Annotated in this window: 17 protein-coding genes; 12 read left to right on the top strand and 5 right to left on the bottom strand. The window is 64.2% G+C overall.

Going from position 1 to position 17,757, the window contains the following annotated elements; all coding sequences use genetic code 11:
* Positions 1 to 28: 28 nt before the first annotated feature.
* From AC3RCJ_RS15710 to AC3RCJ_RS15700, 3 genes are all read left to right on the top strand, one after another.
* Positions 29 to 925: a LysR family transcriptional regulator gene (locus tag AC3RCJ_RS15710; protein WP_492962926.1), complete on the top strand. Its 897-nt coding sequence runs from the start codon at positions 29 to 31 to the stop codon at positions 923 to 925.
* Positions 926 to 1,140: 215 nt separating this feature from the next.
* Entirely contained in the window at positions 1,141 to 3,153 is a 2,013-nt protein-coding gene (locus AC3RCJ_RS15705; protein WP_492962983.1) for a c-type cytochrome, read from the top strand.
* Between the two features lie 82 nt (positions 3,154 to 3,235).
* A complete protein-coding gene (locus AC3RCJ_RS15700; protein WP_492962923.1) occupies positions 3,236 to 4,516 on the top strand; it encodes an NRAMP family divalent metal transporter in 1,281 nt (426 codons plus the stop codon).
* Positions 4,517 to 4,519: 3 nt separating this feature from the next.
* Here AC3RCJ_RS15700 and AC3RCJ_RS15695 read toward each other — a convergent pair whose 3' ends face one another.
* On the bottom strand, positions 4,520 to 5,314 hold the full coding sequence (locus tag AC3RCJ_RS15695) for an SDR family NAD(P)-dependent oxidoreductase (RefSeq protein ID WP_492962921.1): 795 nt from the start codon (positions 5,312 to 5,314) through the stop codon (positions 4,520 to 4,522).
* A 70-nt stretch (positions 5,315 to 5,384) separates the two neighbouring features.
* Between AC3RCJ_RS15695 and AC3RCJ_RS15690 the strand changes: the two genes are divergently transcribed.
* The 3 genes from AC3RCJ_RS15690 (at position 5,385) to AC3RCJ_RS15680 (ending at position 7,089) form a co-directional block, all read left to right on the top strand.
* Positions 5,385 to 5,768, top strand: coding sequence for a MerR family transcriptional regulator (locus tag AC3RCJ_RS15690; RefSeq protein WP_492962920.1), 384 nt, complete (start codon positions 5,385 to 5,387; stop codon positions 5,766 to 5,768).
* Between the two features lie 12 nt (positions 5,769 to 5,780).
* Positions 5,781 to 6,431 carry an SMI1/KNR4 family protein gene (locus AC3RCJ_RS15685; protein WP_492962918.1) on the top strand — a complete coding sequence of 217 codons (651 nt, stop codon included), beginning with the start codon at positions 5,781 to 5,783 and terminating at the stop codon, positions 6,429 to 6,431.
* 100 nt (positions 6,432 to 6,531) lie between these two features.
* Positions 6,532 to 7,089 carry a DUF4142 domain-containing protein gene (locus AC3RCJ_RS15680; RefSeq protein WP_492962916.1) on the top strand — a complete coding sequence of 186 codons (558 nt, stop codon included), beginning with the start codon at positions 6,532 to 6,534 and terminating at the stop codon, positions 7,087 to 7,089.
* A gap of 81 nt (positions 7,090 to 7,170) precedes the next feature.
* On the opposite strand, the gene AC3RCJ_RS15675 is transcribed toward AC3RCJ_RS15680, so the two are convergent.
* Positions 7,171 to 8,304, bottom strand: coding sequence for a hypothetical protein (locus tag AC3RCJ_RS15675; RefSeq protein WP_492962914.1), 1,134 nt, complete (start codon positions 8,302 to 8,304; stop codon positions 7,171 to 7,173).
* Positions 8,305 to 8,538: 234 nt separating this feature from the next.
* Here AC3RCJ_RS15675 and AC3RCJ_RS15670 point away from each other — a divergent pair, with 234 nt between their 5' ends.
* From AC3RCJ_RS15670 to AC3RCJ_RS15655, 4 genes are all read left to right on the top strand, one after another.
* On the top strand, positions 8,539 to 8,883 hold the full coding sequence (locus AC3RCJ_RS15670; protein WP_492962912.1) for a hypothetical protein: 345 nt from the start codon (positions 8,539 to 8,541) through the stop codon (positions 8,881 to 8,883).
* A 13-nt stretch (positions 8,884 to 8,896) separates the two neighbouring features.
* On the top strand, positions 8,897 to 9,328 hold the full coding sequence (locus AC3RCJ_RS15665; RefSeq protein WP_492962910.1) for a hypothetical protein: 432 nt from the start codon (positions 8,897 to 8,899) through the stop codon (positions 9,326 to 9,328).
* Between the two features lie 228 nt (positions 9,329 to 9,556).
* Positions 9,557 to 10,024, top strand: coding sequence for a cache domain-containing protein (locus tag AC3RCJ_RS15660; RefSeq protein ID WP_492962908.1), 468 nt, complete (start codon positions 9,557 to 9,559; stop codon positions 10,022 to 10,024).
* A gap of 79 nt (positions 10,025 to 10,103) precedes the next feature.
* Positions 10,104 to 11,636, top strand: a complete 1,533-nt coding sequence (locus AC3RCJ_RS15655; protein WP_492964634.1) for a methyl-accepting chemotaxis protein — start codon at positions 10,104 to 10,106, stop codon at positions 11,634 to 11,636.
* Here the strand turns inward: AC3RCJ_RS15655 and AC3RCJ_RS15650 are convergent.
* Both AC3RCJ_RS15650 and cadR read right to left on the bottom strand, forming a co-directional pair.
* Positions 11,633 to 12,679, bottom strand: coding sequence for a hypothetical protein (locus AC3RCJ_RS15650; protein ID WP_492964633.1), 1,047 nt, complete (start codon positions 12,677 to 12,679; stop codon positions 11,633 to 11,635). The two genes, AC3RCJ_RS15655 and AC3RCJ_RS15650, sit on opposite strands and share 4 nt — an antisense overlap.
* A 48-nt stretch (positions 12,680 to 12,727) precedes the next feature.
* Positions 12,728 to 13,159 (bottom strand): Cd(II)/Pb(II)-responsive transcriptional regulator, encoded by a 432-nt coding sequence (cadR, locus tag AC3RCJ_RS15645; protein WP_034787498.1) that lies wholly within the window; start codon positions 13,157 to 13,159, stop codon positions 12,728 to 12,730.
* A 99-nt stretch (positions 13,160 to 13,258) separates the two neighbouring features.
* On the opposite strand from cadR, the gene AC3RCJ_RS15640 reads away from it, so the two are divergent.
* Entirely contained in the window at positions 13,259 to 15,568 is a 2,310-nt protein-coding gene (locus AC3RCJ_RS15640) for a heavy metal translocating P-type ATPase (protein ID WP_492962902.1), read from the top strand.
* An 85-nt stretch (positions 15,569 to 15,653) separates the two neighbouring features.
* Entirely contained in the window at positions 15,654 to 16,712 is a 1,059-nt protein-coding gene (locus tag AC3RCJ_RS15635) for an alpha/beta fold hydrolase (RefSeq protein ID WP_492962900.1), read from the top strand.
* 9 nt (positions 16,713 to 16,721) lie between these two features.
* Here AC3RCJ_RS15635 and AC3RCJ_RS15630 read toward each other — a convergent pair whose 3' ends face one another.
* The gene (locus AC3RCJ_RS15630) at positions 16,722 to 17,723 is read right to left on the bottom strand and encodes a formylglycine-generating enzyme family protein (protein WP_492962898.1); all 1,002 of its coding nucleotides are present in this window, start codon (positions 17,721 to 17,723) and stop codon (positions 16,722 to 16,724) included.
* Positions 17,724 to 17,757 lie beyond the last annotated feature (34 nt).

The following is a 17,757-nucleotide window of genomic DNA, read 5'->3' as shown; positions in this document are numbered from 1 at the left end:
ATGAATAGTTGATATACAAGGTATAGCTATGGACAATTTACGCAGGATGGACTTGAACCTGCTGCTGACCCTGAACGCGCTGTTGATCGAGCGCAACGTCACGCGGGCGGCGGCGCGGCTGCACCTGAGCCAGCCCTCCGTCAGCGTGCAGCTGGGCAAGCTGCGCGCGGCCTTCGACGATCCGCTATTGCTGCCCGGTCCGCGCGGCATGCTGCCCACGGCGCGGGCGCTGGCCTTGTTTGCTCCGTTGCAAGCCGTGCTGGCCCAGCTGGAGCAAGTCTTGCAGCCGGAATCGGCCTTCGATCCGGCCACGGCCGAGGTGCGCTGGAATCTGGCGGCGGCCGACGCCACCGAGTATGCGATCCTGCTGCCCATGCTGCCCGCCCTGCGCGCGCAGGCGCCGCTGTCGCGCATGGCCGTGTTCGAAGCCGTGCCGGCGCGCATGGCGCACGATCTGGAAACGGGCCAGGTCGACCTGGGTTTCCTGGCGCAGGAAGAGGCGCCGCCCGGCTTGCGCCACCGCACCCTGTTCACCGAACACTATGTGCTGGCGGGCCGGCGCGACCATCCGCTGCTGCAATCGCCGCCCGGCCTCGAGCAATTCTGCGCGCTGGAATTCATCGTCGTCTCGCCCAACGGCGGCGGTTTCCGCAGCAACGTCGATACGGCCCTGGAACAGCTGGGGCGTAGGCGCAAGGTGGTGCTGTCCGTGCCGCATTTCCTCATCGTGCCGCCCTTGCTGGCCGCATCCGACATGGTGGCCCTGCTGCCGTCGCGCCTGCTGAAGAATGCGCTGGGCGGTTTGCGCACGTGGGAGCCGCCCGTCGCCCTGCCCGACTACGAGATGGCCATGGTCTGGCACGAGCGCATGCACCTGGACCCGGCGCACCGCTGGCTGCGCGAGCGCATCCTGGCCAGCTTGTAGCCTGCCTACACGATTTTCCAGTGCAAGACACTAGGGAAGATTACCTAGTTGATCGAAAGAAACTCCCAATGTTCGCCGTGGTGACGATTGCGTAAGCTTGCGCGTAATAATAAAGGGTCACCATGAACGCCATTTCCATCCTGCACCGCGGTTCGCGCCGCCCTCCCATTTCTTCCTTTTCGATCACTGCCTGGCTGGCGGCAATGCTGCTGGGCATGCTGGGCTTCTGCGCCAGCGCCTGGGCCGCGCCCGCCACGACGCCCGCCATGCCCACGGCCTCGGCCGAGCTGATCAAGCGCGGCGAATACGTCGCCCGGCTCGGCGACTGCGTGGCTTGCCACACCAGCCCGAACGGCGCCGCCATGGCCGGCGGCCTGGAACTGAAAACGCCGTTCGGCACCATCTACAGCACGAATATCACGCCGGACGCGAAGACGGGCCTGGGCACGTATACATTTGCCCAGTTCGACCGCGCCATGCGCAAGGGCGTGGCGGCGGACGGCCACAACCTGTATCCGGCCATGCCCTACCCGTCCTACGCGAAGATCACGCCCGACGACATGCAGGCGCTGTACGCCTACCTGCAGCGCGGCGTGGCGCCCGTGGCGCAGCAAAACCGCGAAACGGACATGAAATGGCCGTTCAGCATGCGCTGGGGCTTGTCGCTGTGGAACGCCGTCTTCCTCGACGACGCGCCGTTCAAGCCCGACAGCGCCAAGTCGGCCCAGTGGAACCGCGGCAGCTACCTGGCCCAGGGTCTCGGCCATTGCGGCTCCTGCCACACGCCGCGCGGCGTGGCTTTCCAGGAAAAAACCATGGGCCAGGAGGGCGGCAGCGGCAAACACTACCTGTCCGGCTTTACGTTTGACGGCTGGCATGCGGTGAATTTGCGCAATCTGTGGACGCCGGGCGACATCGTGCAATTGCTGAAAACGGGCCGCAACAGCTTCGGCACGGCGGCCGGCAGCATGACGGAAGTCATCACGCACAGCACGCAGTACTTCACGGATGCCGACCTCGATGCGCTGGCGCACTACCTGCACGGCTTGCCCGCCAAGGATGGGGCAGCAGCGCCAGCAAGGAAAACGGCGCCCGTCGTGGCCGCCAGCAACGATGCGCTGTACAACACGCGCGGCGGCCTCGGCTACCTGCAGTTTTGCGCCACCTGCCACCGCCGCGACGGCCGTGGCGTGGACAACATCTTCCCGCCGCTGGCGCAGAACGACTCGGTGCAGTCGAAGGATGCCACCACGGTCATCCATATCGCGCTGACGGGCTGGCAGTCGGCCGTCACGCAGCACTCGCCGCGCTCGTTCGGCATGCCCGCGTATGACCGCCTGGCCGACACGGAACTGGCGGAAATCCTCACCTTTGTGCGCGGCAAGTGGGGCAACCAGGGCGCACCGGTGACGCCCGCGCAGATCGCCAAGGTGCGCAAGGAGCTCAAGCTCAAGGCGCCGGACGCGGGCGGCTTCGTCACGCCCCGCTTCGCCGCCCTGACGGCCGATCCGAATGCCAGTCAATTGATCCACGGCATGCAGCTGATGACGGAAACGCGGGCCCGCCTGCCGCAAAACGTGGGCAACGACCTCAATTGCAGCAGCTGCCACCTGAATGGCGGCACGGTGGCCGGCGGTTCGCCCTTCCTCGGCATTTCCGCCTTCTTCCCGTCGGAGGCGCCGCGCGCCGGCAAGGTCATCAGCCTGGGAGAGCGCATCAATGGCTGCTTCCGCCGCTCCATGCACGGCAAGCCGCTGCCCGTGGACGGCCCCGACCTGCAGGCCATGGTCGCCTACATCGACTGGATGAAGGGCGCCACGCAGGCGGGCGACAAGGTGGCGGGACGCGGTGTGGCGAAGATAGACCGCGCTCTGCTGCCCGATCCCGTGCATGGCAAAAAAGTGTATGCCGAGCAATGTGCCGTCTGCCACGGCGCGAACGGCGAAGGCATCCGTGGCGCCAATGGCGTGGTTGCCTTCCCGCCGCTGTGGGGCGAACGCTCGTTCAATATCGGCGCCGGCATGGCCCGCACCTACACGGCGGCCGGCTTCGTCAAGGCCAACATGGTGATGGGCCACGGCCAGAAATTCCCGCTGGGACAAGGCAACCTGTCCGACCAGGACGCCGTCGACGTGGCCGAATATTTTACGCACATGCCCCGTCCGGACTTCCCCGACAAGGTCAAGGATTGGCCCAAGGGCGGCAAGCCCAAGGATGCACGCTACTGACGCGTGAGTTTCCCGGGCGGTGCCCCTTCTGGACGCCGCCCGCCTGTGATACGCTGCTCGCTCCATCACGCAGGAGCGACGCATGCAGACCGACAGCGGCCAGGCCGACCCATCCGACACCTGGCTGGGCAAGCTGGGCCCCGGCCTGATCACGGGCGCGGCCGACGACGACCCCAGCGGTATCGCCACGTATGCGCAGGCGGGCGCCCAGTTCGGTTTCGGCATGCTGTGGACCGTCTGCCTGACGTTTCCCTTGATGTTGGGCATCCAGGTCATCAGCGCCAAGATCGGCCGGGTCAGCGGCCATGGGCTGGCGACGAATATCCGCCGCCACTATCCGAAATCCTTGCTATACGCCATCGTCGGCTTGCTGCTGCTGGCCAATGTCATCAATATTGCCGCCGACGTGGCCGCCATGGGCGATGCCCTGACCCTGATCATCGGCGGCCCCACGCATGTGTACGCCGTGGGCTTCGGCCTGCTGTCGCTGCTGCTGCAAGTGTTCATTCCGTATCAACAGTACGTGCGCATCCTGAAATGGCTGACCCTGGGCTTGCTCGCCTATGTGGCCACCGTGCTGACCGTGCACATTCCCTGGGGCGACGTGGCGCTGCGCACGGTCTGGCCCCAGTTCGCCTGGTCGGCCGCCTCGGTCACCATGATCGTGGCCGTGTTCGGCACGACGATCAGTCCCTATTTATTCTTTTGGCAAGCCTCGCAGGAAGTGGAAGACTTGCAGGCGGACGCTGGCGCGCAAGCCTTGCGCCGCGCCCCGGAACAGGCGCCACGCCAATTCCAGCGCATCAAGATGGACACGGCCATCGGCATGGGTTTTTCCAACCTGGTGGCCTTCTTCATCATGCTGACGACGGCCGTGACCCTGGGCGCGCAAGGCATCACGCATATCGACACCTCCGCCCAGGCCGCGTCCGCCCTGCGTCCCATCGCGGGCGAGTTCGCCTTCGCCCTGTTCAGCCTGGGCATCATCGGCACGGGCTTGCTGGCCATCCCCGTGCTGGCCGGCTCGGCCGCCTACGCCATGGCGGGCGCCTTTCACTGGAAAAACAGCCTGGAACTGGCGCCCCGGGCGGCCAAGAAGTTCTACGCCATCATCATCGGCGCCACCATGCTGGGCGCGGCCCTGTGCTTTTCGCCGCTCGACCCCATCCAGGCCCTGTACTGGAGCGCCGTCATCAACGGCGTCATTTCCGTGCCCATCATGGCCCTGATGATGGTGATGGCCTCGCGCCCCGCCATCATGGGCACCTTGACCATTTCACGCCGCCTGTGGGCGCTGGGCTGGCTGGCTACCGTCGTCATGGCGACGGCCGTGCTGGCCATGTTCGCCACCATGATTTTGTGAAGGCTACGCCGCCTTCGGCTTGAGCATGCCTTCCACGATGCCCAGCACGGTCTGGCGCGGCAGCAAGCGCGGCAACCAGGCCAGCAGCCGGTTGGGCCGGCCCGCCACGTGGCTGCTGCGGCCCCGGTCCAGCGCCAGCAGCGCTTCGTCGACCACCGCTTGCGGCGCCATGCGCCGGCCCACGGCCGCTTCGGGCGCGGCCACGACGTCGAAGAAGGCCGTGTCCGTGGCGCCCGGGCACAGGGCCAGCACGCGCACGCCACGGCTGCGGTTTTCCGCCCACAGCGCTTCCGAAAACGACAGCACGAACGCCTTGCTGGCGCCGTAGACGGCCATGTAGGGATCGGGCTGCAGGGCCGCCGTGGACGCCACGTTGATGATGGCGCCGCGCCCCAGCGCCAGCATGTGGGGCAAGGCGCAGTGCGTCAGTTCCATGAGGGCCGTGCAATTGACGGTCACCTCAAGCCCCTGGCGCGCCAGATCGATGCCCTCGAACCGTCCATGCGTGGCGAAACCCGCGTTATTGATCAGCACGTCGGGCGGCATGCCCAGCGCGCAGGCCTGCGCATGGGCGTTCTGGGCGGCGCCGGGCAGGCCCAGGTCGGCCACCAGCGCATGGGCGCGGATGCCGTGGCGCCGGGACAATTCCTTGGCCAGGTTGTCGAGCACGGCGCCGGAACGGGCCAACAGCAGCAAATGCGCGCCGCGCGCGGCCAGGGTTTCCGCAAAGACGCGGCCAATGCCGGACGAGGCGCCCGTGATCAGCACGGTCTGATTGGTATAGTTGAAGGCGGTCATGGCAGCGGTGTGTAGTTGAAAGTGTTTCTACTGTAAACTGTAGACTTTAGTCCACGGTCAAGGGGAATCGATGCGCATCGGAGAAATCACCCGCCTGACGGGCGTCAGCAAGGACACGGTGCGCTTCTACGAGCGCCAGGGGCTGCTGGACGAAGCGCCGCAGCCGGGTTTGACGAACAACTATAAAGAGTACTCGGCGCAGGCACTGCGGCGCATCGAGCTGATCGGCCACGCCAAGGCCTTGGGCTTTACCTTGAAGGAAATCGCCGAGGTCATTGCCGTCTGGCAGGAAAACGCGCTCGATGCGCACACCAAGCGGGCCATGCTGGAAACGAAAATCGCCCAGATCGACGACAAGGCGCGTTCGATGGCCGTGCTGCGCGCCGGGCTCGTCGACGCGCTGGCCAAGGTGGAGACAGGCTGCGACGATGGCGTCGCGGTCGCAAGAAACTGACAAGGATAATCAATGACCTATTACACGCAATACCGCCACCTGGCGCTCGAGGGCGCCAAGCCCGCCCCCACGGCGCAGCAGATCGCCGCCATCGAAGCCCTGCTGGAAGCGCCCCTGCCGCCCGCCTTCCTGGCCTTCCTGCAAGTGGCCAACGGCGCCTGGTTCGACTACACCACGGATGTGCCGGACGGCAATGGCGGCGTGGAGAAAATGGGCTTCAATACCTTCTTCAGCGCCGATGAAGGCGATTTCTGCGATGAAACCTTGGTCGGCGAAATCCGCGCCGCGCGCCAGCATGCGGGCATGCCCGTGAAAATCCTGCCCTTCGCCCGCGATGGCGGCAATTCCATGCTCTACCTGGACCTGACGGACGAAGGCGGCGGCCGGGTGCTGGCCTATGTGCAGGAGTTGCCGGACTGGACGGGCAAGCGCGCCCACGGCCTGATGCCACTGGCGCCCTCGTTCGATGCCTGGCTGGACAGCCTGTACATCGACCGCGACACGGTGCTCGACGAACTCGAACACAGCGTGTCGGAAGCGTCCCACCTGGACGCGATGGCGGAATGGCTCGACATCGGCATGCCCGCCTGGCGCCGCGATGCGGGCATCACCGCCTTGTTTGCCCTGAAACAAGTAGAACTGTGCGCTAACGAACAGGACTAGTCCTACTGGCAGCTTCGAAAGTGTCCTATGGGTGTGCGCGGGCTGCTGGCTTAACATTGTCATCAGCTTGCATTAAAAACCACACTTGAAAGGAGTTCCCATGCGCATTTCGACCACCAGTTCCCGCACACCCTCGCTGAAAAGCGTGGCCATCGCCGGCGCCGTGGCCCTGCTGAGCGGCCTCGCCATCAACAGCATCGCCGCCGCCGCGCCGGGCGCCTACGACAAGCAGTTCCTCAGCAAGGCGGCCGACGCGGGCAGCACGGAAATTGCCGCCAGCAAAATAGCGCAAAGCAAGAGCAGCAATGGGGAAGTGAAGCAATTCGCCGATGCCATGGTCGCCGAGCACACGAAAGTGGCCGACGAGCTGAAACAGTTGGCCAGCAGCAAGCAGATCGAGGTGAGCGACCAGCCCGGCAAGAAGCACCAGGCGCAGATCGACAAGCTGGGCCGCCTGGAAGGCCAGTCCTTCGACAAGGAATATGCGGCCAGCATCGGCGTGGCCGCGCACAAGGAAGCCGTGAAACTGTTCACGGACGCCAGCCAGAAAGCCAGCGATCCCGACATCAAGGCCTTTGCCGCCAAGACCTTGCCCGCCTTGCAGCATCACCTGGACATGGCCAATACCCTGCACGCGACCTTGCTGCGGCAGCCCTAGCCGCAAGTGCAAGCCCAGGGGCGGCGGCCCACCGGCGCCGCCGCGCATCTTGCGGCAGCGCCGGGCACATCGGGAACAGCGTCAGGGAACGAAATGGGATGGATTTTCGGCAAACTTGCGCTCGAGGCGATTCGCCAGGCCCCACATATAAATCGTGGGTATGAGCCATAAGCCCAAAAAGAACAGCACCAGCACATTGAATTCCTCGTTCTTCAGGGCGGAGGCCGTCAAAACCTGGGAACTGGGCGTATCCAGCTGGTAGATGTCCAGGAAATATAACAGGGCGGACAGGATGCAGAGTTCTATGACGACGACAAAGATGGAATTGGAATGCTCGCGCAAATGGGAGTAACTGTCACGGATATCTCGTGCCCCGACGCGCTGCCTTGCCCTCGATATCCGCATATAAAACCTGACGAATTTCTTGTCATTTTCACCTTGCAACAAAGCAAACAGCGCCCAGTACTGGCTAATGGTTATCCACAGCACGGGCGTTGAAAAAATAAGCAGTCCTATCGAGCTTTCCGGAAATGCCTGGCGCATGAAGCCCGCCACGGCCAGAATGAAGAAAAAGAACGCAAGAATGGAGAACGTCAGTTGCCTGCCTGTAATGCGCAACAACTGCGTGGTGGAGGGCGTGGTCGCCGTGTTTCCCGCCCTATTGCTTGTCCACAGCGCCGCTGCCATGACGAGCAGCAGCGCGCTCGCATCATAGATGTCCGTGCGGGTCATGTTATCGAGCGCACGATGGCTCTTGATGAAGGCATAACACAGCAATGACAGCCCCCACCCTATCCAGAAGGCCCGCGAGTTTGCGCCGACCCAGGTATTAATCATGCGCGTGCTGTGCAATACGGTTACCGGGGTACTGGCGATATAACAATATGCCAGTCCCAGCAGTGCGATGGCGATCGCAAAGGAAGTGCTGCCAGACTCACCCGATACCATGGCGGGCGGCGCGCCGGCATCGGGCGATGCGGTTTTTTTTGCCGCCGGGGCGGCGCCATCATGAGCATCCGGCAAGGAAGATGGCGGCGCCATTTTTTCTGCCTGCAAGAAAATGGGGGCTGCTTTTCCAAGCAGGCTAGTTGCAATATCCGGATGTGTTTTTGATATTAAAATCAAAATGCAGATAACGCCGAATATGAATCCAAGGAAATAACGAACCAGATAGCTTTCCCACCAGCGCTCCGCATTGCTGCTTTCATTGCTCATGCTTTTCCCCGGATAAAAAGTTGAGTAATCTTCTTGATCGCCTGAAAATTGTCTATTCTATAAATTATCTTTTGATAAGTATGAAACGCTGGCCTGCATCCCGCGCATCGCGCCAGCTAATAGCATCTCACAATCGTCCGCGGGAATGCGGCCATATTCGCATACAATGCGATCAACTTGTCTTTCATCATCCCTATGTGGCTTTTACTGAAAAAAACCAGCCTGATCGCGGGCTTGGTATTACTCTTATTTTTCATTGCCGTCTGGTTATTCATCAAAGTGGCGGCAGCCCGCAACGCCACCGTGTATGCCCAGAAGTGGAACGAGCAAGGCAGCTGCGTCATCAAGACCTACGTGCCCCACTATGGCGACGGCGTGGCGCAAAACATCGTGCGCGCATTGAGCACGTCCACGTTTTTCCGCGTCTACCACAAGGATGGCACCTTGCTGGAAAGCACAGAATGGGTGCTGGACATGCATGAGGACGGCATCCTCGACCATGCGCGCTGGGGGCGGAACCGCGCCATCTACCCGACCGACATGGGCGACGAGGGCTGGACCCTGCCCGCATGTGCGTGAACAAGGAGTAATCATGCAAAAACAAAAGGGATTGCGCGGCCCCTGGAGCGACGCCCTCTACATCCCCACGCTGCACTATTTTCTCGCTCCATTCGACGTGTATGACCGCGAAGAAACCTTGGGCATGGAACTGGACAGCTGGGACATGAACGACCCGCTCCAGCGCGCGGCGCTGATACGGCGCGACATCACCTCGCAGTACAAGGAACTTGGCTACCGCCACCGCCACGCGCTGGTGGCCGTGCTGGCGCAGGCGCTGCAGGACCCCGCCTACGATTTCCAGGCCATCCTCGAACATGACCCCGAGAGCACGCACGCGCTGCCCGCCTTGTGGGATGAAATGGCTGATCCGCGCGCCTTTTTCGCCGATATCTACCGGCTGGTGCGGCAGGATTGGGCCGACGAGCTGGCGCGCGCGGCGGCGGAAGACCCGTCCGACTGGTAGTGCGGCGCGCCTGCCACACTAGCAGATCGATAGCCGGCGGCAGCCTTTCCCCTCTGAAAACCCCATTGCGCCAACGTGCGTGCAATGTTGCAAAAACGCCCCACTGAAAAAAATTCTGTTGCACCAGCGCATGCCCGCTGGCATCGCGCTACCATGAACCGTCGGCACTCCCGTCACCGCGCCGGTTCCCCGCCGGCATCCCTCTGCCGCAATTTGAAGGAGACTCTCATGCCCAAGTTCGCCCCCGCCCTTTGCCTGGCCCTCATGGTTGCCGCCGCTACCCTGCCGTCGGCTGCCAGCGCTGCCGAAGGCGGCGCCACGCGCGCCGACGCCGAAGCCATGGTCAAGAAAGGCGTGGCCTATATCAAGAGCGCCGGCGATGCCAAGGCGTATGGCGAGATCACGGCCAAGTCGCCGCAATTCATCCTGCACGACCTGTACCTGGTCGTCTACAAGCTTGACGGCACGGTCGTCGCGCATGGCGCCAACCAGAAAATGGTGGGCAAGAATTTGATCGAACTGAAAGATATCGATGGCAAGGCCTTCGTCAAGGAGAGAGTCGACCTGGCCAAGAGCAAGGGCACGTTCTGGCAGGAATACAAATTCACGAACCCGGAAAACAAGAAGATCGAGCCAAAGGCCATGTACTGCGAAAAACTGGCCGACACCGTCGTCTGCGGCGGCATCTACCTGTAGCCAGCCGCCGCGCCGCCAGTGCCGGGATGGTTTTCCGATCTCTTGACGATATGGGTTGCCTGTGAAAATCGCACACAAGATGTTGATCGTCCCGGTGGTCGCGCTGGCTTGCCTGCTGGCCATGGGAGCCGTGTCCTATTTCGCCATGCAGCAGAACGAAAGCCGCATGCGCGAATTGAAGGACGTGACCCTGGCGGCGGAGCGGATTGCCAACCAGCAAGCCATAGCCTTGGGCCAGGTGCATGCCGATGCGTATGCCAAGATCGCCATTGCGGCCAGCTTGTCGGAAGAGCAATTCAAGCAGTTCGGCGCGCAGACGGATGGCCAGCTCAATGCCATCGCGCAAGGCTTGTCGGAACTGAAGAAATTCTCGGGCGCCGCCACGGAAGCGGCGCAGGCGCTGCCGGCCGTCGAGCGCTACCGGGCCAGCGTGGCGCAGGCGCTGGACCTGGCCTCGATGGACCCGAACACGGGCGTGGCCGCCATGCAGAACGCCGCCACGCACTATCAGCAAGTGCGCGTCCAGCTGCGCCAGGTGCTGCTGAACCTCGACCACCGCACCGTCGATGCACTGCAGGAAACCAAGCATGCGGGCCAGCGCGCCGCCTGGCTGTCGCTGGGCACCATGGCCGCCGGCTTCGCCTTGCTGGCCCTGATCGCCACCTGGGTGGCGCGTTCCGTCGTGCGTCCCATCGACGAGGCTTGCCGCGCCGCCGAATGCCTGGCCGCCGGCGACCTCACCACGCGCATCGACGCCCGGGGCGATGACGAGGTGGGCAAGCTGTCGCGCGCCCTGGCCACCGTGCTGAAGAACTGGAACACGGTATTGGGCGACATACGCCAGGCCGGTTCCACCATCACGGTGGAAGCGAGCGAAATCGCGCTGGGCAATGCGGACCTGTCGGCCCGCACCGAGTCGCAAGCCCATTCCTTGCAAGAAACGGCGTCGTCCATGCACGCCCTGACGGACACCGTGCGCGAAAATGCCAGCCATGCGCACCAGGCCAACCAGATGGTGCTGTCGACCTCGAACGTGGCGCTGGAGGGCGGCCGCGTGGTGGGCCAGGTGGTCGAGACGATGGGCTCGATCAAGGCCAGTTCCGGGCGCATCGTCGACATCATCGCCGTCATCGACGGCATCGCCTTCCAGACCAATATCCTCGCCCTGAACGCGGCCGTGGAAGCGGCGCGCGCGGGCGAACAGGGCCGCGGCTTTGCCGTCGTCGCCACCGAGGTGCGGGGCCTGGCGCAGCGCTCGGCCACGGCGGCGCGCGAAATCAAGCAACTGATCGAGGATTCCGTTGCCAGGATAGAAACGGGCAGCGAACTGGCCGACAGCGCCGGGCGCACCATGGGCGACATCGTCGCCTCCGTTCAGCAGGTGACGGAAATCATGAACGACATCACGGCGGCCAGCCAGCGCCAGAGCAAGGGCATCGAGGAAGTCAACAATGCCATCACGGAAATGGACGAATTGACCCAGCGCAATGCCGCCCTCGTCGAGCAATCGGCCGCCGCCGCGCAAAGCATGCAGGACCAGGCGCATGATTTATTGCGCGTGGTCGACGCCTTCCGCCTGGGCGACGGCGGCCCGCCGCTGCTGCCCCGTTAGTACCGCCGCGGCATGGCGGCCCGGGAACAGGCTTGCATGGCCTTGCCTGTCTCGACCAGCGCGGGGTCGGTTTCCCGTCGCAAGACATTGCCCATGCGGAATTGTTGATGGTAATCACCGAGTTGCGCGGCATACAGGAAAACCTGATCCCGCCTGCGCCAGGCGGCATGGTAGTCGCTGCCGGGCGCGACCGGGATGGCGCCGATGAAATAACTGTACAGGCCGCTAATCTTCTTCTTGTGCAGCCATTCCATCAATTGCACGATGCGGTATTGTTCCAGCAAGCTCAGTTCGCTGACATTGGCGCCGGACAAGGCGTAATACAGTTCCAGCCGGGCCATCCAGTTGCCCTTTTCGCCTGCCGCCACCAGCGCATCCCAGGCGGGGCCGGTGCGTACCTTGCCCACTTCGTCAGGCGATCCCGGCCAGGCCTCGACGGCGGCCTGGTCCGGCACGGGGCCATAGTAGGCGGGCGCGCGGCAGACGAACTGGCGCGCGTCGGGGCCGTCCTGCGGCACTTCGTCAGCGATGTAACGGGAGACCTTGTCGCCGATGCCCAGCAGGCGCTTGCCATAGCCTTCCAGGGTCCAGCTCGCAGGCAAGCGGCCCAGCCAGGCCAGTGCATCGTCATTGGCCCGTGCTTCCACGGCATAGGCGGCGATCTTGGCCTGCATCTTCACTTCTTTCTGCTGCCCCGCCAGCTTGAGCGCCTCTTGCTCCTCGTCATAGCGGCTCGTGGTCTTGGCCAGCTTGACGCAGTCCAGGAAAGCCTCCGGCGTGCCCTGCCAGCACCGGGCCGGCACCTTCAGCTGCCAGCGCATGCTGACGGTTTTCAACAGATAGTTTTCTTCGCCCTCTTCCCCTTTCACATAGGCGCGGCCGTCCGCCTTGGTCACGCCCTTTGTCAGCTGCTTGCCGCCTACCGTGCTCCAGGTGTAGGGGTCGTCGTCTTGCGGCACGCCGGGGGCGGCGTACAGGGTCAGGTAGTGGCCGGCTGCGGCAGGCGCATCGGCCGCATGGCTCAGTGGCGATAACAGGGACAAGGTGAGTAAAGTTCTTTTAGGCAACAGTTTCAGCATGCAGCAATCGGTTCAATGAAGTTCAGTATGGCAGGCGCAGTCGTGGCCGCTGGCCGCCTCGGACAGGTTTTGCAGGATGGCGCAGTCTTGCGACGGCTGCGGCTGGTCGCACTGGTGGCGCAGGGTCACCAGTTGCTGCTGCAGGGTTTGCAGATTCGCCATCTGCTCGGCGATGCGCAGGATATGGTGGTCGAGCAATTCATTGACGCTCTGGCAGCCTTCGGCCGGATTGTTCTTAAATTCCAGCAAGGCGCGGATATCGGTCAAGCCGATCTGCAGCGAGCGGCAGTGGCGGATGAATTGCAGCCGTTCCTGGTGCTCTTCGCGGTACTCGCGATAGCCGGCGCTGTTGCGCCCCGGTTCCTGCAGCAAGCCCGCCTTTTCATAGTAACGCACGGTTTCCACGTCACAATCTGTCCGTTTGGCCAGTTCTCCGATACGCATGGCATCCCCTTTTTATTCTTTAGTGCAAATTCCGCTTGACCCTGTAGCGGCTACAGGGTTTCTAATGGAAGCATACACGAAACCGGAAGGATGAATGCGATGCCGCACGATAGCCACGATCATACCCACAAGCACGACCATGAGCACAAGCATGAGCACAAGCATGGGCACAAGCACGCGCATGACGCGTCGCCCAAGGCCGCCGGCTGCTGCGCCAGCCAGCATGCGTGCTCGTCCACGCCTGCCGCCCAGGCCGCGCCGGCATTGCCCAGAACCGCCATCGCCGGGGCGCAGACAGTGCAGTACCGCATCGTCAACATGGATTGCCCCACGGAAGAACGCTTGATCCGCAACAAGCTGGCCCATATGGCCGGCGTCGTGGGCCTCGATTTCAACCTGATGAACCGCGTGCTCGACGTGCACCACACCTTGGCCTCGCTGGCCACGGTGGAAGCGGCCCTGCACGGCATCGGCATGCAGGCCGTGCTGATGGAAACGGGCGCGGCCGTGGTGCGCGATCCGGACGAAGGCAGCCTGTCCGGCCTGCAAAAAGGCTTGCTGGTGGTCTCCGGCCTGGCCGCTGCCGGCGCCGAGGCGCTGGCGTGGACCACGCATGAAGACAGTTCGCCCCTCGTCATCGCCCTGGCCCTGTTGTCGATCGCCACAGGCGGCTGGCCGACCCTGAAAAAGGGCTGGATCGCCCTGAAGACCTTCACCCTGAACATCAACTTCCTGATGAGCCTGGCAGTGCTTGGCGCCATCGCCATCGGCCAGTGGCCGGAAGCGGCCATGGTCATCTTCCTGTTCGCCATCGCCGAACTGATCGAAGGCTTGTCGCTGAACCGCGCGCGCAATGCCGTGCAAAGCCTGATGCAGCTGGCGCCCGACACGGCCACTGTCGCCGGCGCGGGCGGCGCCTGGCAGTCCGTCGCTGTCGCCACGGTGGCCGTCGGCGCGACCATGCGCGTGAAGCCGGGCGAGCGCATCGCCCTCGACGGCGTGGTGGCCAGCGGCGAGTCGTCCGTCAACCAGGCATCGATCACTGGTGAAAGCATGCCGGTGGACAAAGCCATGGGCGACGTCGTGTATGCGGGCACCATCAATGAACGGGGCGTGCTCGACGTCACCGTGACGGCCAACAGCGGCAACAGCACCCTGGCCAGGATCGTCAAGGTGATCGAGGAAACCCAGGGAAAACAGGCGCCCACGCAGCGCTTCGTCGATCAGTTTGCCCGCTACTACACGCCCGCCGTGGTCGTCTTCGCCATCCTCGTGGCCGTGCTGCCGCCCTTGCTGCTGGGCCAGCCATTCATGGCCTGGGTGTATAAAGCGCTGGTGATGCTGGTCATCGCCTGCCCGTGCGCGCTGGTCATTTCCACGCCGGTGACGGTGGTCAGCGGCCTGACGGCGGCCGCGCGGCGCGGTATCCTGGTGAAAGGCGGGCAATTCCTGGAAACGGGCTACCGCATCAAGGCCATCGCCGTCGACAAGACGGGCACCCTGACCATGGGCAAGCCGGCCGTCACGGACGTGGTGGCATTGGCGGGCAGCGAGCGCGACGCCATCCTGCTGCTGGCCGCCAGCCTGGACGCGCACTCGGCCCACCCGCTGGCCGCCGCCATCGTCAAGGCCGGTCCGCCCGCCAGCAGCCACTTGCCCGTCAGCCAGTTTGCCGCCCTGCATGGACGCGGCGTGCAAGGCGATATCGATGGTCAGACCTATTATCTGGGCAATGCGCGCCTGATGACGGAATTGCAGCTCTTGACGCCGGCACTGCAAGCCATCCTGGCTCGGCTGGAACAGCAAGCCTATACGGCCATGGTGCTGGCCACCCAGGCCGGTGCGCTGGGCGTGATCGCCGTGGCCGACGTGCTGCGCCCGACGGCGGCGGCCGCCATCACCCGCCTGAATGCGCTGGGCGTGACCACCGTCATGCTGACGGGAGACAATCTGCTGACGGCGCAGCGCATCGCGGCTGAAGTCGGTGTCAGCCTGGTCAAGGCGGAATTGCTGCCGGAAAACAAGCTCGATGAAATCAAGGCCTTGCAGCAGCAATTCGGCGTGGTGGCCATGCTGGGCGACGGCGTCAACGACGCCCCGGCCCTGGCACAAGCCGACATCGGCTTTGCCATGGGCGCGGCCGGCAGCGACACGGCCATCGAAACGGCGGACGTGGCCCTGATGGACGATGAACTGGGCAAGTTGCCTGAATTCATCAGCCTGAGCCAGCGCACGCGCAGCATCCTCGTGCAAAACATCAGCTTTGCCATCGGCATCAAGGCCGTCTTCTTCGGCCTGGCCCTGGCCGGCATGGCGACCCTGTGGATGGCCGTGTTCGCCGACGTGGGCGCCAGCCTGCTGGTGGTGGCAAACGGCTTGCGCCTGCTGCGCAACAGCAAACAGGCATAGTCTCCCGCAGAAATATTTCCATCTGGACAATTGGTATAAAAAACGCTACTTTGGCGGCTGGTCTTCCCCTTCGCCAAAGTAGCCGATGATTTTTCTTCCCCGCCTGACCCTGCTGGCCGCTCTGCTGGCTGCCGCCTCCCTGCACGCCGAACCCGCTTTTTCCGCTGGCACCATCTGCACCTCGCCCGCGCAAGCCGTACGCGAACAGGGCTATGTGCCCATCAACGGCATCGGGCAATGGATCACGGTCACGGGCGCCGCCTGCGGCAATCCCGTGATCCTCTTCCTCCATGGCGGCCCCGGCAACGCGCTCAGTCCGTATGCCGACGCCATCTATGCAGGCTGGGAGCGCCACTACACGCTGGTGCAGTGGGACCAGCGCGGCGCGGGCATGACGTATGGGAAACAGCGGCCCACTCAAGATGTGCCCTTGACGCTGGAACAGATGCGCGACGACGGCATCGCCGTGGCCCGCTATCTGCGGCAGCGCCTGGGCAAGGACAAGGTCATTTTGATGGGCAGCTCCTGGGGATCGATCCTGGGCGTGCACATGGCCAAGGCGAGCCCGGACCTGTTCCACGCGTATGTCGGCACGGCGCAGGTGGTCAATGCGCGCGACAACGAGGCCGGCATGTACCGGCAAGTGCTTGCGCTGGCGCAAGCGGCCGGCGATACCGCCACGGTGGACAAGCTGGCGGCGCTCGGCGCGCCGCCCTGGACCGATCCGCGCAACTTCGGCATCCTGCGCCGCTTCGACCGTAAATATGAAGGACTGGCAACGGATGCGCCGCCGAAGCACTGGTGGCAGCCGGCGCCGTTCTACGCCACGCCGCAAGCGCTGGCCGATGCCGAGGCGGCCGATGATTACTCGTACCTGGCGTTCATCGGCTTGCGCGGCGACGGCATGTTTGCCAAGGTCGACCTGCCCGCGCTGGGCACGCGCTTCGACTTGCCCGTGTTCTTCATCATGGGCGAAGCGGACTTGCTGACCTCGCCCGCCATCGCGCGCAGATACTTTGACAGCATCACGGCGCCGGCCAAGGGTTTTACCCTGGTGAAACGGGCCGGGCACGACCCCAACCAGGCCGTGCTCGACGCCCAATGGACGGTCTTGCGCGACCAGCTGGCGCCGCTGCTGCAGTAAAGCAAGCCTTCAATGGCTTGCGCGGCGTTGCCGGTCCGCCTGGCGCGCCGCCGCCAGCGCCGCGACAAAGGCGGCGTCGCCCTCGGCGCAGCTGCTGGCCGCGCAGCTGCCCAGGTCTTCGGCGATGCGGAAGCCTTCGCCCAGGCTGCTGGCATTGCCGCGTCCGCCATGTCCGCGCGCGGCGCTGCGCAGCACCTGGCGCGAGGCAGAATAGCTGCCGCCCCGCGTGATGAAATAGTCGCCTTCCGCCTCGCAAGCGCTGCGCCAGGCCGACCCGTCGGCGGGCGCGCCCCGGTAATCGGGATGCTGGCAATCGGCCACCCATTCGGCCACGTTGCCCATCATGTCGTGCACGCCGTAGCCGTTGGGCGCATACATGCCCACGACGGCCGTGTATTCGGCGCCATCGTCGCAATCGGTGACCAGCATGTCGAGGCCGAAGTCGCGCCGGGCGGCGGCCTTGAAGCGCCGGTCCTTCATGTTGGCGTAGGTACATAATTGATCTGGCGCATCGCCGGACGGGTATTTCGTCGTCGTGCCGGCGCGCGCCGCGTATTCCCACTCCGCTTCGCTGGGCAGGCGGAAGGGCCGGCCCGTTTCCCGCGCCAGCCATTGCACGTAGGCCGTCGCGTCGTCCCAGCTCACGCACATGACGGGGTGATAGTCCGTTGGCGCATGCGCGGGGGCGTCCCAGCCCGCCTCCTTGAGCGCGATGCCGTCAGTGCGGTCGAAATCCCAGCATTCGCCAGCCGCCCGATAGCCGGTCGCTTCGATAAATTGCCGGAACTGCGCCACCGTCGTCTCGTATTTTGCCAGTCGGAATGCCGCCACGCGCACTGCGTGGGGCGGCCCCTCGGCCGGATTATGGCTGCCGTCGCCGATGCGCGGCTCCGTGCTGCCCATGCTAAACACGCCGGCGGGAATGCCGGCCATGGGCGGGAGGATGGGGGCGCTAGCGGCCTGGGCGCTGCAAAAGAGGGCGCAGGCAAGGGAAATAATGCTGTGCTTCATGTGGCTCCTGGTAATCGGTGGGTGGGAGTGCAGA

This window comes from Janthinobacterium sp. GW822-FHT07H11, assembly GCF_058798615.1.
This window is presented reverse-complemented; position numbering and strand designations above follow the sequence as displayed.